The sequence below is a fragment of the Roseburia sp. TF10-5 genome (genome assembly GCF_003462365.1).
In the GTDB taxonomy this organism is placed as follows: domain Bacteria; phylum Bacillota; class Clostridia; order Lachnospirales; family Lachnospiraceae; genus Roseburia; species Roseburia faecis.
Genome location: NZ_QTYW01000030.1, coordinates 1 through 14,418, shown reverse-complemented (window position 1 = coordinate 14,418; position 14,418 = coordinate 1). Strand labels below are relative to the sequence as shown.

Below are 14,418 nucleotides of genomic sequence, written 5' to 3'. Positions count from 1 at the left end.
TATTAAAAGAAAGGAAACGTGTGATAATTAACTTCCTAATTATCATACAAGAATATAAATGAAGTGTATTGTTTGTGGAAATGATAAGTTTGAGTTAATTCATCATGGAACAAGAGATATTAAAAATGTTGATGTATATAAATGCATGTGTTGTGGCGGAAATCAGTTGTCAAGTTTTGACCATATAACTCAAGGGTTTTATGAACATTCGGGAATGTATCAAAATAATAATATAAAAAATCTGAGCAATGAAGCAGCAATTACAGATGATTTAAGAAGAATTACAATGTTTGCACAAGATTTTATGGGAAAAACATTGTTAGACTTTGGGTGTGGACAGGGAGGTTTTTTGCGTTTAGCACAAAATTATGCCCAAAAGGTTTATGGGGTTGAATTAGAAGAAACATCTAGAAATTTATTAAATAAAGATGGAATAAAAACAGAAGCCGATATTAATCAGTTTTCACAAAAATTTGATGTAATTACGATGTTTCATGTTATAGAGCATTTAACACAACCATATGAATTTTTGAAATTAATACGAGAAAAGTTGGATGATAATGGCCAGTTAATTATTGAAACACCAAATGCAAATGATGTACTGATTAGTAGATATAATTGTGAAGCGTTTAAAAATTTTACTTATTGGGGATGTCATGTATTTTTATATACATCGTATAGTTTGGAATTGCTTTTAAAACAAGCTGGATTTAAAATAAATTGGAGTAAACAAATACAAAGATTTCCTATATCGAATCACCTGTATTGGTTATCAAAAGAAAAACCGGGTGGACACAACATATGGAAAGACATGAATTTGGAAGAACTTAATCATGCATATGCTAGAGTTTTAGAAAAAAATAATATGTGTGATACATTGTTATTATCTGTATCAAAATAATGGTACATTTGAAAGCTCGAAAATAATTTTAGCCTTATTAAAAAAGATATTATTGTATTTTAAGTGGAAATTCGTTATACTAAGGGTAAACTTTATGTATAGCGAATTTTATATTTTGATCATGAACTAGATGATGTGGTTAAAATGCTCTATTTATTTGTTGAAAAATATAGTAAAAAACTTCTTAAACCCTTAAGAAGTTTTGCTGAGGGATTAAAAAGAGATATAGATGCAGTTGAAAATGCTGTAGCATATGATTACAGTAATGGATTTGTGGAAGGAACTAATAGCAGATTAAAAATGATAAAACGTACAATGTATGGAAGATGTGGCAGGCAGTTGCTTGAAGCAAAGTTGAGGTACATGGGATATAACAATAATAACGGATAATTGCGGAAGAGCCACGGACACCGGATTATTCAGAAGGATTGTCTCACAAAGATTGTAGATTGTATGAAAGCGAATGATTCATTGGCGGCAAAGTTTCAGGAGGATACCCGCATTCCGTATGTTTTGTATCAGTTGGCAAAAAGTTATTATATGGCTGCGGAGTATACGAAGGCATGTGCTTATTTTGACTGTGGATTGTATTTTGATCTGAATCCCAGACTGGAATATGTGATCGATATGGTAGAGACATATGGTTATGCATTACTGAATTCGGGACAGGCGGATCATGCACTGTTTCTGGAAAATGTTTATGAGGAATTTGGAAATACTGCAGATTTTAAATTCCTGATGGGACTCATTTATATGAACAATGAAATGTTTGACGCTGCAGTGGAAGAATTTAAAAAGGCGTTAAAGATGCCGGAGGGACATGCCAGGGGAGTTAATTCTTATCTTGCCTGCTATAATATTGGTGTGATCTACGAGTGTCTGGGGCAGATGACAGAGGCCGAGCAGTATTACAACAGATGTGGGGGATATGAGCCTGCAGAGAAAAGATTAGAAAATATGAAAAAATAAATACTATTTACAAATATCCTCCCACAGACGTATAATAGAAATACGCCTAAAGGAGGATTTTTTTATTGAAAAAGCAATTATTTCATGGATCGGATCATATAATTGAAACTCCGATATATGGAGTTGGAAAAAAACACAATGATTATGGACAGGGCTTTTACTGTACCGAAGATATTGCCTTGGCAAAGGAATGGGCGGTATCGGAGGAAAAAGACGGATATGTTAATGAATATGAGATAGAGACAAATGGCCTGCATATTTTAAATATAAATGATGGCAGCTTTACCTTGTTACACTGGATGGGGCTTTTGTTGAATAACCGCGCGTTTGTATTGGCAACACCGCTGGAAAGGGAGGCAAAACGGTACATTACCGATTGTTTTCCAGTTCCATTAGCAGGAGTGGATGTAATTATAGGATATCGTGCAGATGACAGTTATTTTTCTTATGCAAGGGATTTCATCAGCGGTGTTATATCGTACGAGCAATTAGGGAAAGCTATGCAGTTGGGAAGCCTTGGAGAGCAGTACTGCCTTAAAACGGAAAAGGCATTTCAGCATCTTAAATTTATAGCGAAAGAACACGTCCCTTCTGCCGAGTGGTATTCGAAAAAGATGTTGCGGGATCGGAATGCCAGAAACGGATATAAGGACATGGAAAAGGAAACCTATCACAGGGGGGAATTGTATATTTCCAGAATCATTGACGAGGAGATGAAAAGCGATGATTTATTCTTACGATAAAGTATATTTAAGAATTGCACAGCGTGTACTGGGCGAGATGCTCAATTATGCCGTATATGATTGTGGATATGAGTTGAACGAGTATTATCGGCTTTTTACAGAATCTTCATACAGTGAGCGTTTTTCAAAAGGAGACTCATTTGTAATTGCGGGAATGTCAGGGGCAGAGCTGGCCATTCGTGTGATGGATGTGCCGGATGACGAAATTGTTGCGCCGGGATATTATTTTGAAAAAAGCCCGGAATATTGGACCGGATGGTTGTTGGCATATTATCAATGGATGAGTGGGAAAACCTTTGCGGTGATACAAAAAGAAGTCCCAGTTGAGAAAATTCGTGATTTATATCATCCATATCATGAGATGGATATTACGCAGGGAGTGCAAAAATTAAGAGAGATTGCTCAGCAGAACAGGGTAGAAAGTTATCTGAAGTTGTTACGGAAAAGAGCCAGACTCAGTCAGAGCCAGCTTGCGGAGGAAACAGGGATTCCCGTCAAGACGATTCAGCAGTATGAACAACGGAGGAAAGACATTAACAAAGCGCAGGCGGAGTATGTTATTAAACTTTCGCAGGTGTTGTGTTGCAAACCTCAGGAACTGATGGAGATAAATGAATGAAAAGCCTGCTTTTCATTCATTTAAGGATAGGGTATACTATATGAAAAAGGCAAAGACAGTGTTGATTGTGGAATGAGCTGGTAAATATTGTCTGGTTGGTGCGCCTGAAGGGCATAGCAAGGGATACTACACCAGCATCCCAAGTGTTCCCGCCACAATCAGTACCAGACCCCCAGCTTCTTTTTTCCCAAGTTTCTCATGAAATACAAGATAAGAAAACAGAATGGTAACCAGAATACTCAGCTTATCGATCGGCACAACGACACTTGCCAGACCATCCTGCAGCGCACGGTAATAGCATAGCCAGGAAGCACCGGTGGCAAGGCCGGACAGGCAGATAAAGCCAAGTTCCCTGTGATCAATCGTGCGCACACTGTCCTGCTTTTTCGTGACAAACACGACAATCCATGCCATGATCAGCACAACGATGGTACGGATGGCTGTTCCCAGATTGGAATCAATGTTTTCAATGCCGACTTTTCCCAGAATAGAAGTTAGGCTGGCAAAGACGGCAGAGCCAAGCGCGTAGAAGAACCAGCTCCAGCCTTTTTTCCCGGAATTCTCAAAAGAGGTTTCCTTTTTCGTGATCATCAGGTAGGTTCCCGCGCCGATCAGCACCACGCACAGAAGTTTCAGTGGGCTGATGCTCTCATGCAGGAAGAGAAAAGCGAGAAGAATGGAGAGGATGGCACTTGATTTATCGACCGGGACCACCTTATCCACATCTCCGATCTGCAGTGCACGGAAGTAGCACAGCCAGGAAGCACCGGTGGCAAGTCCGGACAGGATCAGAAATGTCCAGGTTTTGGCAGAAACACTTCCGATGCCGTGTTGTGCCCCGACCAGAAATACCATGATCCATGAAAAAATAAGTACAATAATGGTACGGATCGCCGTAGCTGCATTGGAATCGGTATTTTTGATACCGCATTTCGCCAGTATGGAAGTCAGTCCGGCGAACAGAGCTGACCCAAATGCAAATAGAATCCACATATGCAATTTCCTCCCTGGGACAAGCGTAAAATGTTTTGGGGCATTTGTCAAAACTTTTTTCTTGTGATATGATAATTTTATCTTTTTCAGAGGTGACAGAATGTTTGAAAAAAAACAGATCATATACAGTGAAACACAGGGAGTCTGTCAGGTAGAAAATATTGTTTCTCTCTCCGCATCACGCAGGGAGCGCAAAATTCCGTACTATGTGCTGCGCCCGGTATTCGACAAATCCAGAGTATCTTATATTCCGGTAGAAAACCATCAGGTAAAACTGCGGGAGTTGTTTACCAGGGAAGAGGCAGAGGCACTTCAGGGAACGGAAGAAATGAAAAAAGATGAAAAACTGAGACAGGCCGTGGAGTATGTATTAGGAAAAAAGGAGGGATAGGATGGCGCAGCAGCAGCCACAGCAGGCAATACATAAATTTGTACTTGGAAATAAAGAACTTGAAGGAAAGACAGCGGAATTCCAGTATGACAAAGGCTGGTACAGCATTACGGATATTGTAGGGGAGGAACGCAACGTAATCTACAAATCCCGTAATGCGCAGGAAGCCTATATGAAATGGAACGTATATATCGGCCGCAAAAAAGAGAGACCGTCATCCGGCAAAAACAGCGATGCGGATCATGGAAGCCGTGCGGATGGAAACAGAGCAAACGATTCCCGTGAGCATCGGAGCCGTGATTCCCGCGAAAAGCGTGACATGACGGATCGGCGTGGAAATAACCGGGGACGTCATTGACATATAAAAACAGCACCGGGCAGGTGAAGACCGCGGTGCTGTTTTTGTTTAAAAAGTGAGCGGAGAGCATGGGATTCGAACCCACGTTGCGTCTATTCGACGCAAACCGCATTTCGAGTGCGGCACCTTCGACCTCTCGGACAACTCTCCAATGAAATTCATCTCTGATGAATTTCCTACGTACATCGCTTCCGCGGAGCGGAACTTTCATGCGATGTGCTCCTTGAGGTATAGCGTAAGCTATATCTCCTACGTACATCGCTTCCGCGGAGCGGAACTCTCATGCGATGTGCTCCTTAATAGTATACAGAATTTACATACATTTTTCAAGTCGCTTATCTTGTGAACGGACAAAAATTATACTATAATATAAATGTGTATGCGAAAAAACGTTTTGTACACAATAAGAGAATATGCAGGAGGAAACGTGCATGATGAAGATCGGAATGCTTACCAGCGGCGGAGACTGCCAGGCTTTAAATGCAGCCATGCGTGGTGTTGTAAAAGGACTTACTACGAATGTAGACGAACTGGAGATTTATGGATTTGAAAATGGGTACAAAGGGCTGATCTATGAACAGTACAGAATTCTTACAGCCTCAGATTTTTCCGGAATTCTTACCAGAGGCGGAACGATTCTCGGATCTTCCCGCCAGCCATTCAAACAGATGCGTGTACCGGACGAGAACGGACTGGACAAGGTAGAGGCAATGAAATCCACATACCGTAAGCTTGGATTGGACTGTCTGGTGATCCTTGGCGGAAATGGTACGCAAAAGACTGCCAATCTGCTTCGTGAGGAAGGGCTCAATATCATTCATCTTCCAAAGACCATTGACAATGATATTTACGGAACAGACGTGACATTCGGTTTTCAGAGTGCAATTAATATAGCTACAGAAACCATTGACTGTATCCATACAACAGCAGCTTCCCACAATCGCGTGTTTATCGTAGAAGTCATGGGACACAAAGTGGGATGGCTTACGTTGTATGCCGGTGTGGCAGGCGGAGCAGATATCATTCTGCTTCCGGAGATCCCATACGACATCGACAAGGTTGTAGAGGCCATTCACAAGCGCACCAAAGACGGAAAGGGCTTTACGATTCTTGCTGTTGCGGAGGGCGCAATCTCCAAAGAAGATGCAGAGCTTTCCAAGAAACAGTACAAGGCAAAGGTAGCATCCCGTAAGTATCCGTCGGTTTCTTATGAGATTGCAGATCAGATTCAGGAGAAGTGTGGTGTGGAAGTCCGGGTGGCAGTTCCGGGCCATACACAGCGTGGAGGAAGTCCGTGCCCATACGACAGAGTGTTATGTACACGGCTGGGTTCCGCGGCAGCCAAAGCCATCATGGATGGAAAGTTTGGTTACATGATCGCGATGATCAACAACAAGACCAAATGTGTGCCATTGGAAGATGTAGCCGGCAAATTAAAGACGGTAGATCCGGATAGTCAGATGATTCAGGAGGCAAAACGGATCGGTATCAGTTTTGGAGATTAATCGTTCGGCTATCTGATATCCGATAAGAAGGAGAAGAAAAATGTCTTACACGGCTTTATACCGTAAGTTCCGTCCCCAGGAATTTGAAGATGTCAAGGGACAGGAACATATTGTTACAACATTAAAGAACCAGATCAAAGCCGATCGCATAGGACATGCTTATCTGTTTTGTGGTACCCGGGGTACCGGAAAAACCACAGTCGCAAAGATTTTTGCAAAAGCAGTAAATTGTGAACACCCGGTAGACGGAAGTCCCTGTGGAAAATGCCCTGCATGTCAGGGTATTGCCGCTGGGACTTCTATGAATGTCATAGAGATTGATGCGGCTTCCAACAATGGTGTCGACAATATCCGTCAGATCCGGGAAGAAGTATCTTACCGCCCGACAGAGGGAAAATACAAGGTTTACATTATTGATGAGGTGCATATGCTGTCGGCAGGCGCATTCAACGCGCTGCTCAAGACGCTGGAGGAGCCGCCGGCATATGTGATTTTTATTCTTGCGACAACGGAAGCACACAAGATCCCGATTACGATTCTGTCCCGCTGCCAGAGATATGATTTTCACCGGATTTCCATTGATACCATTACCGATCGTCTGGCGGAACTGATGCGTACCGAACAGGTGGATGTCGAGGAGCGCGCACTGCGTTATGTGGCAAAAGCCGGGGACGGTTCGATGCGTGATGCGCTGAGTCTGCTCGACCAGTGTATTGCTTTTCATCTGGGGGAAAAACTCACCTATGAAAATGTGCTGGAAGTGCTCGGTGCAGTGGATACGGAAGTGTTTTCCGCACTGTTGCGCCAGGTGCTGGCAAAAGATGTGACCGGTGCCATCCGGACGGTGGATCATTTGGTGGATCAGGGACGGGAACTGGGACAGATGGTGAACGATTTTACCTGGTACATGAGAAATCTTTTGCTCATCCAGAGTGCGGATGACATGGAGGAAGTGCTGGATATGTCGGCAGATCATCTGGCAGCCCTGAAAGAAGAGGCACAGATGGTGGAGCCGGAAACACTGATCCGGTATATCCGGATTTTTTCAGAGCTGTCCAGCCAGATCCGGTATGCGGCACAGAAGCGCATCCTGCTGGAGATTGCAATTATCAAGCTTTGCCGTCCGCAGATGGAAAAAGATCTGTCGGCACTCAATGAGCGTATGGATGATATGGAGCAGAAATTAGAAAGCGGGGCATTTGTTTCGGCAGCACCACAAAGTGCAGCAGTTCCGGCAGCAGGTGGCACGCAGGCTCCGGCGGCACAGGCTCAGGAGAAAACACAGCTTCCCAAAGCCATTCCGGAGGACATTAAACAGGTGATGAACAACTGGCGGTCGGTCATTTCGGAGATGGGAGGCATCACCAGACAGTATTTAAATCAGGCGGTGCCGACGCTCGGACCGGCGGGAGAACTGCTCCTGGTGTTTGACGATGCCAACGCTTTTTCCTATCTAAGCGACAATAAGGCAGGGTGTATTGATCATTTGAAAGAAATGATTGCGCAGCGGTGTGCAAAGCAGGTAGAAGTGCAGCTCCGCTTAAATGAAGGAGAACGCAGCGCAGCCAATACGGTACCGGATTTGCGGCAATTAATCAATTTTGATATTGAGGAAGAGAACTTCTAATGGTATGATAATACAAGATTCGTAAATAACTGAAATTAGAAAGCAGGAGGACCCCACATGGCAAAAAGAGGTGGATTCCCTGGCGGTATGCCGGGAAATATGGCAAATATTATGAAACAGGCGCAGAAGATGCAAAAGCAGATGGAAGAGGCGCAGAAGAATTTAGAGGAACAGGAAGTTACGGCAGCGGCAGGAGGCGGAGCCGTGGAAGTGACCGTTTCCGGCAAGCATGAGGTGACAAAGGTAAAACTTGCAGAGGAAGTCGTAGATCCGGATGATATTGAGATGCTTGAGGATCTCATCATGGCAGCAACCAACGAGGCAATGCGCAAAATCGATGAGGCTTCCCAGCAGTCCATGTCACAGATTACCGGTGCATTGGGCGGAGGACTTCCGTTCTAAATATGGATTATTACAGTCATGAGATTGCGAAATTGATTGAGGAATTGTCTGCACTTCCCGGAATCGGAGCCAAATCTGCGCAGCGGCTGGCATTTCATATTTTAAATATGCCGCAGGACCACGTGGATGCACTGGCCTCGGCGATTGTTTCGGCAAAGAAAAACGTAAAATACTGTAAGTGCTGTTTTAACCTGACAGATCAGGAAATCTGTCCGATCTGCAGTGATACTTCCAGAGATCACAAGACGATTATGGTAGTGGAGAATACCCGTGATCTGGTTGCATATGAAAAGACCGGAAAATACAATGGAGTCTATCATGTGCTGCACGGTGCCATTTCCCCGATGCTTGGAATCGGACCGAACGATATCCGCTTAAAAGAACTCATGGTTCGTCTGGAGCAGGATGTGGATGAAGTGATTATTGCTACAAATTCCAGCTTAGAAGGCGAGACGACAGCCATGTATATCAGTAAACTGATCAAGCCGACCGGGATTAAAGTGACACGGATTGCCAGTGGAGTACCGGTTGGCGGAGATCTGGAATATATTGACGAAGTGACTCTCCTGCGGGCATTGCAGGGAAGAACGGAATTATAATACACCACCATTTTAAGAGGAGGAAAGAATAAATAATGAATAATTTAGAATTGGAAAAACTTGCGAATGAAATCCGCAAGAGCATTGTAACTGCAGTGCATAGCGCAAAATCTGGCCATCCGGGTGGATCTTTGTCTTCTGCAGATATTTTTACGTATCTGTATTTCGAAGAAATGAACATTGATCCAAAGAATCCGAAGATGGAGGGAAGGGACCGGTTTGTATTATCCAAAGGACATGTGGCACCGGCTTATTATTCCACACTTGCGGAGCGTGGATTTTTCCCAAAAGAAGATCTGGTAACTCTGCGTCACACAGGTTCCTATCTGCAGGGCCATCCGGATATGAAGCATATTCCTGGCGTTGATATGTCCAGTGGATCTTTGGGGCAGGGAGTTTCTGCTGCAGTAGGTATGGCAGCAGCCGGAAAATTTGATCACAAGGACTATCGTGTATACACCCTGACCGGAGATGGTGAGATTCAGGAGGGACAGATCTGGGAGGCTGCTATGTGGGCAGGACACAGGAAGCTGGACAATCTGGTAGTGATTGTAGACAATAATAATCTGCAGATTGATGGGGAGATTGACAAAGTATGTTCTCCGTATCCGATTGATAAGAAGTTTGAGGCATTTAATTTCCACACGATCGTGATTGACGGAAATGATTTCGACCAGATCCGTGCAGCATTTGAGGAAGCGAAGAAGACCAAAGGTCAGCCGACTGCCATTATTGCAAAGACCATCAAAGGAAAGGGAGTTTCCTTTATGGAGAATGAAGCCGGATGGCATGGAAAAGCTCCGAATGACGAGCAGTACGAAATCGCTATGAAAGATCTTGAGAAAGCAGGTGAAGCATTATGTCAGAAGTAAAGAAAATTGCAACCAGAGACAGCTATGGAAACGCATTGGTAGAACTTGGAAAAGAGCATGAGAATCTCATCGTGCTCGACGCAGATCTGGCAGGTGCTACCAAAACCTGTATTTTCCAGAAAGAATTTCCGGAGCGCCATTGGGACTGCGGTATCGCAGAGTGCAACATGACAGGTATTGCTGCAGGATTATCTACCTGTGGGAAAGTTCCGTTTATCAGTTCTTTTGCAATGTTTGCAGCCGGACGTAACTACGAGCAGGTTCGCAACTCCATTGGCTATCCACATCTGAATGTAAAGATCGGAGCTACCCATGCAGGAATTTCGGTCGGAGAAGACGGAGCTACCCATCAGTGTCTGGAGGATCTGGCTCTGATGCGTGAGATTCCTGGTATGGTAGTGATCAATCCGTCAGATGACGTGGAAGCACGCGCAGCAGTACATGCAGCATATGATCATGTGGGACCGGTGTATCTTCGGTTTGGACGTCTGGCAGTGCCGGTGATCAATGACAGAGAGGATTACAAGTTTGAGATCGGAAAAGGAATCGTATTAAAAGAAGGTACGGATGTAACCATTTTTGCGACAGGACTGGAAGTGTCAGAGTCCTTAGAAGCTGCAAAGATGCTGGAGAAAGATGGAATTTCTGCAGAAGTAATCAATATCCATACCATCAAGCCGATTGACGAGGAACTGGTTGTTGCATCTGCAACAAAGACGAAGAAAGTCGTAACCGTTGAGGAACATTCCGTAATCGGTGGACTTGGAAGCGCGGTAGCGGAAGTATTGTGTGAAAAGGCACCGACAAAGATGATGCGTATCGGCGTGAATGACCGGTTTGGAGAATCCGGACCGGCGGTTGAGCTGATTCATAAATACGAACTGGACGCAGAAGGAATTTACAAAAAAGTAAAAGCTTTTGCAAAATAATACAGCAAGTACAAAGGAGACTGTCGTATCGAAGGATATGGCAGTCTTTTTTTGCCTGAAGTCTGGAAATATGTCCGGTAGTGTCGTACGATTTTTTTCATGCCTGTCAGGTTTTTCCAAAATTCTACCGGATGGTGGTGATACTATATTCTGGAAAAACGGATAAGGAGGCAGGATATGATAGATATTGCAGAAGGGCCGGGACGTGACCTGAAAAATATCAGACAGATCGGAACACCGGCAGAGGGGGATCGGATTTACATAGAAAATGCGGCGTATGCCAGGGTGCATGAAGAAACTTATGAGGAGCGGAGAGTGTTTATCTTTATGGGGCATACAGAGTGCGAGCAGGGTGTATATATGACCTTTGTAGAGGCTGCCATTCCGGTAAGGGATATGGAGTTTTCACAGAATCTGCCGAGATGGGGAACACATGCGTGGTCGGATGTATTCCGTGAGATTAAGAGATCTTATGAGAATTCCATTATTGTCGGATGGGCGTTGGATTGTAAAGGATATCCACCACGCCTGACAGCAGAACTGGAAGCTATCCACAGAGAACAGTTCGGAGGTGCACATCAGGTTCTTTTCCTTATGGACAGTATGGAGGGGGAAGAATACTTTTATCTGCATAAAGGCAACCGGCTGCAACCGAAAAACGGGTTTTATATCTATTATGCAAGGGAACTGCATGAGATACGGATCCCGGATGTGACGATTGAACTGCCGAGACGTGGAACCCGGCAGATGCTTCCGGAGATTCTGACGGAGAGCAAAAAAGAGAACGAAAAAGAAGAATGCAGCAGTTCAAAGAGCGAACGCAAACCAACGTCGTATGCGATGGCTGCCGCAATCGCGTTGCTTTTGGTTCTGGCCGGGGTAGGAATCTGGCAGCAGCGAATTCATATTCCGGGCCTGGAGCAGACCGTGGAGACGATAGGGGAAAAAATCCGCCATGTGTCACAACCGGCAGAAGTCCTGGTGGGAACTGAAAAAAATATAGTGGAAGAACAGACGGAGAGCGCAAAGAGTACGGAAACCATCAGTGAACCCATGCAGCTGATACCGATTGAAGAGGTTCCGGCGGGAGCGGTGAAAAAGGCAGAGGAAGCGGCTCCTTCCACACAGCCGGCCGAGGAAAAAGAAAAACCTGTGGCGGTAGAAAAAGCACAAAATTATTATGTGGTACAACAGGGGGATACGTTGAGCGGAATCTGTAAACAGGCATATGGATCAATGAAAAAATTAAAAGAGCTTGAAAAGGCGAATGATCTGGAAGATTCGGATGATATCAGGGTTGGACAGAAATTATTACTTCCGTAACGGGGACTGCAATGCTATAATGATAGAAACGTAAGCGAAAAGGAGAAAAATCGGTGGCTGAAAAAACGGAATTTAAAACCGTAGAGACAAGTCAGGAAGACCTGGAGGAACTGGAAGAAAAAATCAGGAGACACAGGCATAAAATAGCCCGCAGAACGGCACTTGTGATCGTTACTGTTGTAGCAGCAGTGATTTTTGTAGAACTTTGGTCTGCACTTCGCACATATTCAGGATTTGAGGTGCAGGCATCGGCGGAGAGAAAGGACAGTGCGGCAACGGGATATAAGATGTTCCAGGGAAAAATACTGGAATATGATAATGACGGAATCGTGTGTCACGATACAGATGACCGGCTGATCTGGAACCAGTCTTATGAAATGACTACGCCGGAACTTTCCGTGTGTGAACAGTATCTTGCAGTTTATGATCGTGGAGGGACATTTATTTATATCATGTCGGAACGCGGACTGGTAAAGAAAATCGAAACGGCAACACCGATTGAACGTGTATGTGTTGCCCGTCAGGGAACGGTGGCTGTGCTGATGAAGGAGGATGATGTCTCGTATGTACGGCTTTATGACAAAAAGGGACAGGAACTTGCCAGCGGTGAATTTTATCAGGAAAAAGGAAGTTTTCCTGTAGATATTGCGCTGGCTCCGGATGCGCAGAAACTGGCAGTAGATATGCTCGACGTGACAAAGGGTAAAACCTGTTCCACGGTTACTTTCTATAACTTTGGTTCGGTTGGGCAGAATGAAATCGACAACAATGTGGGAACGTACAGTTACAAAAATACGATGATATCGGAACTGGTTTATACCGAATCCGGAAAACTTCTCGCGATCAGCGATGCCGGACTGATCTGGTTTGACGGAGCACAAAAACCTGCGCCGAAAAAACAGATAAAGTTTAAACGGGGGATACAGAGTGTCTTCTATAATAATAAATATGTCGGTGTTTCATACAGCGATACCAAAAAAGAAAACAGCTGGCACATAAAAGTCTATGACATGAATGGTAAAACGGTCATGGAGAATGATACAGAGATCGCATACAACAGAATCGAGCTCCTCGATAATAATGAAATATGTGTCCGGGATGATTATAACTGTGAATTGTTTACCATACACAGCATCCGTAAATTCCGTTATACGTTTGACCGGCAGCTTTATAACGTATTGTCGGGATTGGATGGTCAGAATTATACATTGGTATTAAACGGAGAAATAGAAGAGGTACGATTACAATGAACTGGTTATTGATACTGGTTGTATTACTTGTTGCCGGAAATATTGTCTGGGGATTCTTCCGTGGTTTCCTGCGTGTGGTTTATTCAATGGCTGCCTGGATACTGATTCTGGTTTTTGTTACGTTTGCAACGCCGTATGTTGCAGACTGGATGACAGAACACACAGGCCTGGATACCAGAATTGAAAAGAATTGCAAAGAGAAATTGCAAAATGCCGTGGCAGGGGAAGAAAAAAGTACAGAAGAACAAAACACGCAGGAGCAGAAAGATCTCAGTGGTCTGGGAATGAAACTGCCGGCAAACGTATGGAACCAGATAGGGGATACACATAAACTTGCGGATGGCTGGATGGAGCAAAGCGGACTGTATAATACAATTGCGTCAAAAGCATCATCCCTTGCCATGAAAGCGATTGCATTTGTTATTGTTATGCTGATTACGGTGATCGCCTTTCATCTGATTGCCACTGCGATTGATCTGGTGGCAAAACTGCCCGTAATAGGAGAAGTAAATCATATGCTTGGGGGAATTGCCGGATTGATCAAAGGACTGTTGCTGGTATGGCTGGTATTTGCGTTTGCAGCAATGGGGGCAGCGACAGAAGCCGGGAGTGTTGTGATTGATGCGGTATATCAGTCGGAAATTCTGCAATGGCTATATGAAAATAATTTAATACTGACGATTCTGCTTTCGTTTTTATGATTGAATTGTGGTTTGTAAGCACCCAGGGAACAATATCTTGTGGTGCTTATATTTTTGCAAATAAAATGTAAAGTTTTTGTTGACTTTAGGTTGTCTGCGTGATATTATATCTAAGCTGACTCGTGACGAGGACACTGATACAGGCACTGGCAGGAAGCTGAGTGATGGTTGGTGGTCATGATGATGAAAAAAGTTGTTGACAAACAATGACAAACATGATAAGATATCAGAGTTGT

Annotated in this window: 17 protein-coding genes and 1 tRNA gene; 16 read left to right on the top strand and 2 right to left on the bottom strand. The window is 44.0% G+C overall.

Annotated features, from left to right (window positions below; translation table 11 throughout):
* The first annotated feature begins 58 nt into the window (after positions 1 to 58).
* From DXD06_RS16430 to DXD06_RS16410, 5 genes are all read left to right on the top strand, one after another.
* Positions 59 to 901 carry a class I SAM-dependent methyltransferase gene (locus DXD06_RS16430; protein WP_117833149.1) on the top strand — a complete coding sequence of 281 codons (843 nt, stop codon included), beginning with the start codon at positions 59 to 61 and terminating at the stop codon, positions 899 to 901.
* Between the two features lie 135 nt (positions 902 to 1,036).
* On the top strand, positions 1,037 to 1,291 hold the full coding sequence (locus DXD06_RS16425) for a transposase (RefSeq protein WP_278308231.1): 255 nt from the start codon (positions 1,037 to 1,039) through the stop codon (positions 1,289 to 1,291).
* 63 nt (positions 1,292 to 1,354) lie between these two features.
* On the top strand, positions 1,355 to 1,870 hold the full coding sequence (locus tag DXD06_RS16420; RefSeq protein WP_117833150.1) for a tetratricopeptide repeat protein: 516 nt from the start codon (positions 1,355 to 1,357) through the stop codon (positions 1,868 to 1,870).
* 65 nt (positions 1,871 to 1,935) lie between these two features.
* Complete coding sequence (locus DXD06_RS16415) at positions 1,936 to 2,613, top strand: DUF3990 domain-containing protein (RefSeq protein ID WP_117833147.1); 678 nt, start codon at positions 1,936 to 1,938, stop codon at positions 2,611 to 2,613.
* On the top strand, positions 2,594 to 3,232 hold the full coding sequence (locus DXD06_RS16410) for a helix-turn-helix domain-containing protein (RefSeq protein WP_117833146.1): 639 nt from the start codon (positions 2,594 to 2,596) through the stop codon (positions 3,230 to 3,232). The genes DXD06_RS16415 and DXD06_RS16410 overlap by 20 nt, the downstream gene beginning before the upstream one ends.
* Before the next feature lie 126 nt (positions 3,233 to 3,358).
* On the opposite strand, the gene DXD06_RS16405 is transcribed toward DXD06_RS16410, so the two are convergent.
* A complete protein-coding gene (locus tag DXD06_RS16405; protein WP_117833145.1) occupies positions 3,359 to 4,225 on the bottom strand; it encodes an EamA family transporter in 867 nt (288 codons plus the stop codon).
* A 100-nt stretch (positions 4,226 to 4,325) separates the two neighbouring features.
* On the opposite strand from DXD06_RS16405, the gene DXD06_RS16400 reads away from it, so the two are divergent.
* On the top strand, positions 4,326 to 4,616 hold the full coding sequence (locus tag DXD06_RS16400; protein ID WP_022046504.1) for a CarD family transcriptional regulator: 291 nt from the start codon (positions 4,326 to 4,328) through the stop codon (positions 4,614 to 4,616).
* A 1-nt stretch (position 4,617) separates the two neighbouring features.
* Complete coding sequence (locus DXD06_RS17635) at positions 4,618 to 4,974, top strand: hypothetical protein (protein WP_243001166.1); 357 nt, start codon at positions 4,618 to 4,620, stop codon at positions 4,972 to 4,974.
* A gap of 60 nt (positions 4,975 to 5,034) precedes the next feature.
* Here DXD06_RS17635 and DXD06_RS16390 read toward each other — a convergent pair.
* Positions 5,035 to 5,124: transfer RNA gene (locus DXD06_RS16390), tRNA-Ser, on the bottom strand.
* Positions 5,125 to 5,405: 281 nt separating this feature from the next.
* Between DXD06_RS16390 and DXD06_RS16385 the strand changes: the two genes are divergently transcribed.
* The 9 genes from DXD06_RS16385 to DXD06_RS16345 all read left to right on the top strand — a co-directional run bounded on the left by DXD06_RS16385 (position 5,406) and on the right by DXD06_RS16345 (position 14,182).
* Positions 5,406 to 6,479: a 6-phosphofructokinase gene (locus DXD06_RS16385; protein WP_055067624.1), complete on the top strand. Its 1,074-nt coding sequence runs from the start codon at positions 5,406 to 5,408 to the stop codon at positions 6,477 to 6,479.
* A 40-nt stretch (positions 6,480 to 6,519) separates the two neighbouring features.
* A complete protein-coding gene (gene dnaX / locus DXD06_RS16380; RefSeq protein WP_117833144.1) occupies positions 6,520 to 8,106 on the top strand; it encodes a DNA polymerase III subunit gamma/tau in 1,587 nt (528 codons plus the stop codon).
* A 57-nt stretch (positions 8,107 to 8,163) separates the two neighbouring features.
* Positions 8,164 to 8,508, top strand: coding sequence for a YbaB/EbfC family nucleoid-associated protein (locus DXD06_RS16375; protein WP_117833143.1), 345 nt, complete (start codon positions 8,164 to 8,166; stop codon positions 8,506 to 8,508).
* Between the two features lie 2 nt (positions 8,509 to 8,510).
* A complete protein-coding gene (gene recR / locus DXD06_RS16370) occupies positions 8,511 to 9,107 on the top strand; it encodes a recombination mediator RecR (RefSeq protein ID WP_022044977.1) in 597 nt (198 codons plus the stop codon).
* 35 nt (positions 9,108 to 9,142) lie between these two features.
* Positions 9,143 to 9,979: a transketolase gene (locus DXD06_RS16365; protein WP_022044978.1), complete on the top strand. Its 837-nt coding sequence runs from the start codon at positions 9,143 to 9,145 to the stop codon at positions 9,977 to 9,979.
* A complete protein-coding gene (locus tag DXD06_RS16360; RefSeq protein ID WP_117833142.1) occupies positions 9,967 to 10,908 on the top strand; it encodes a transketolase family protein in 942 nt (313 codons plus the stop codon). The genes DXD06_RS16365 and DXD06_RS16360 overlap by 13 nt, the downstream gene beginning before the upstream one ends.
* Positions 10,909 to 11,085: 177 nt before the next feature.
* The gene (locus DXD06_RS16355) at positions 11,086 to 12,231 is read left to right on the top strand and encodes a LysM peptidoglycan-binding domain-containing protein (protein WP_117833141.1); all 1,146 of its coding nucleotides are present in this window, start codon (positions 11,086 to 11,088) and stop codon (positions 12,229 to 12,231) included.
* Positions 12,232 to 12,284: 53 nt separating this feature from the next.
* Positions 12,285 to 13,481 carry a DUF5711 family protein gene (locus DXD06_RS16350; protein ID WP_117833140.1) on the top strand — a complete coding sequence of 399 codons (1,197 nt, stop codon included), beginning with the start codon at positions 12,285 to 12,287 and terminating at the stop codon, positions 13,479 to 13,481.
* Entirely contained in the window at positions 13,478 to 14,182 is a 705-nt protein-coding gene (locus tag DXD06_RS16345; RefSeq protein ID WP_117833139.1) for a CvpA family protein, read from the top strand. Before DXD06_RS16350 ends, DXD06_RS16345 begins: the two co-directional genes overlap by 4 nt.
* Positions 14,183 to 14,418 lie beyond the last annotated feature (236 nt).

What these genes read in the sequence shown, in the direction of transcription:
- dnaX (WP_117833144.1), top strand. Translation starts at nt 6,520, where the DNA reads ATGTCTTACACGGCTTTATACCGTAAGTTCCGTCCCCAGGAATTTGAA.
- DXD06_RS16360 (WP_117833142.1), top strand. Translation starts at nt 9,967, where the DNA reads ATGTCAGAAGTAAAGAAAATTGCAACCAGAGACAGCTATGGAAACGCA.
- DXD06_RS16400 (WP_022046504.1), top strand. Translation starts at nt 4,326, where the DNA reads ATGTTTGAAAAAAAACAGATCATATACAGTGAAACACAGGGAGTCTGT.
- DXD06_RS16365 (WP_022044978.1), top strand. Translation starts at nt 9,143, where the DNA reads ATGAATAATTTAGAATTGGAAAAACTTGCGAATGAAATCCGCAAGAGC.
- DXD06_RS16355 (WP_117833141.1), top strand. Translation starts at nt 11,086, where the DNA reads ATGATAGATATTGCAGAAGGGCCGGGACGTGACCTGAAAAATATCAGA.
- DXD06_RS16345 (WP_117833139.1), top strand. Translation starts at nt 13,478, where the DNA reads ATGAACTGGTTATTGATACTGGTTGTATTACTTGTTGCCGGAAATATT.
- DXD06_RS17635 (WP_243001166.1), top strand. Translation starts at nt 4,618, where the DNA reads ATGGCGCAGCAGCAGCCACAGCAGGCAATACATAAATTTGTACTTGGA.
- DXD06_RS16420 (WP_117833150.1), top strand. Translation starts at nt 1,355, where the DNA reads ATGAAAGCGAATGATTCATTGGCGGCAAAGTTTCAGGAGGATACCCGC.
- DXD06_RS16430 (WP_117833149.1), top strand. Translation starts at nt 59, where the DNA reads ATGAAGTGTATTGTTTGTGGAAATGATAAGTTTGAGTTAATTCATCAT.
- DXD06_RS16405 (WP_117833145.1), bottom strand. Translation starts at nt 4,225, where the DNA reads ATGTGGATTCTATTTGCATTTGGGTCAGCTCTGTTCGCCGGACTGACT.
- DXD06_RS16385 (WP_055067624.1), top strand. Translation starts at nt 5,406, where the DNA reads ATGATGAAGATCGGAATGCTTACCAGCGGCGGAGACTGCCAGGCTTTA.
- DXD06_RS16410 (WP_117833146.1), top strand. Translation starts at nt 2,594, where the DNA reads ATGATTTATTCTTACGATAAAGTATATTTAAGAATTGCACAGCGTGTA.
- DXD06_RS16375 (WP_117833143.1), top strand. Translation starts at nt 8,164, where the DNA reads ATGGCAAAAAGAGGTGGATTCCCTGGCGGTATGCCGGGAAATATGGCA.
- recR (WP_022044977.1), top strand. Translation starts at nt 8,511, where the DNA reads ATGGATTATTACAGTCATGAGATTGCGAAATTGATTGAGGAATTGTCT.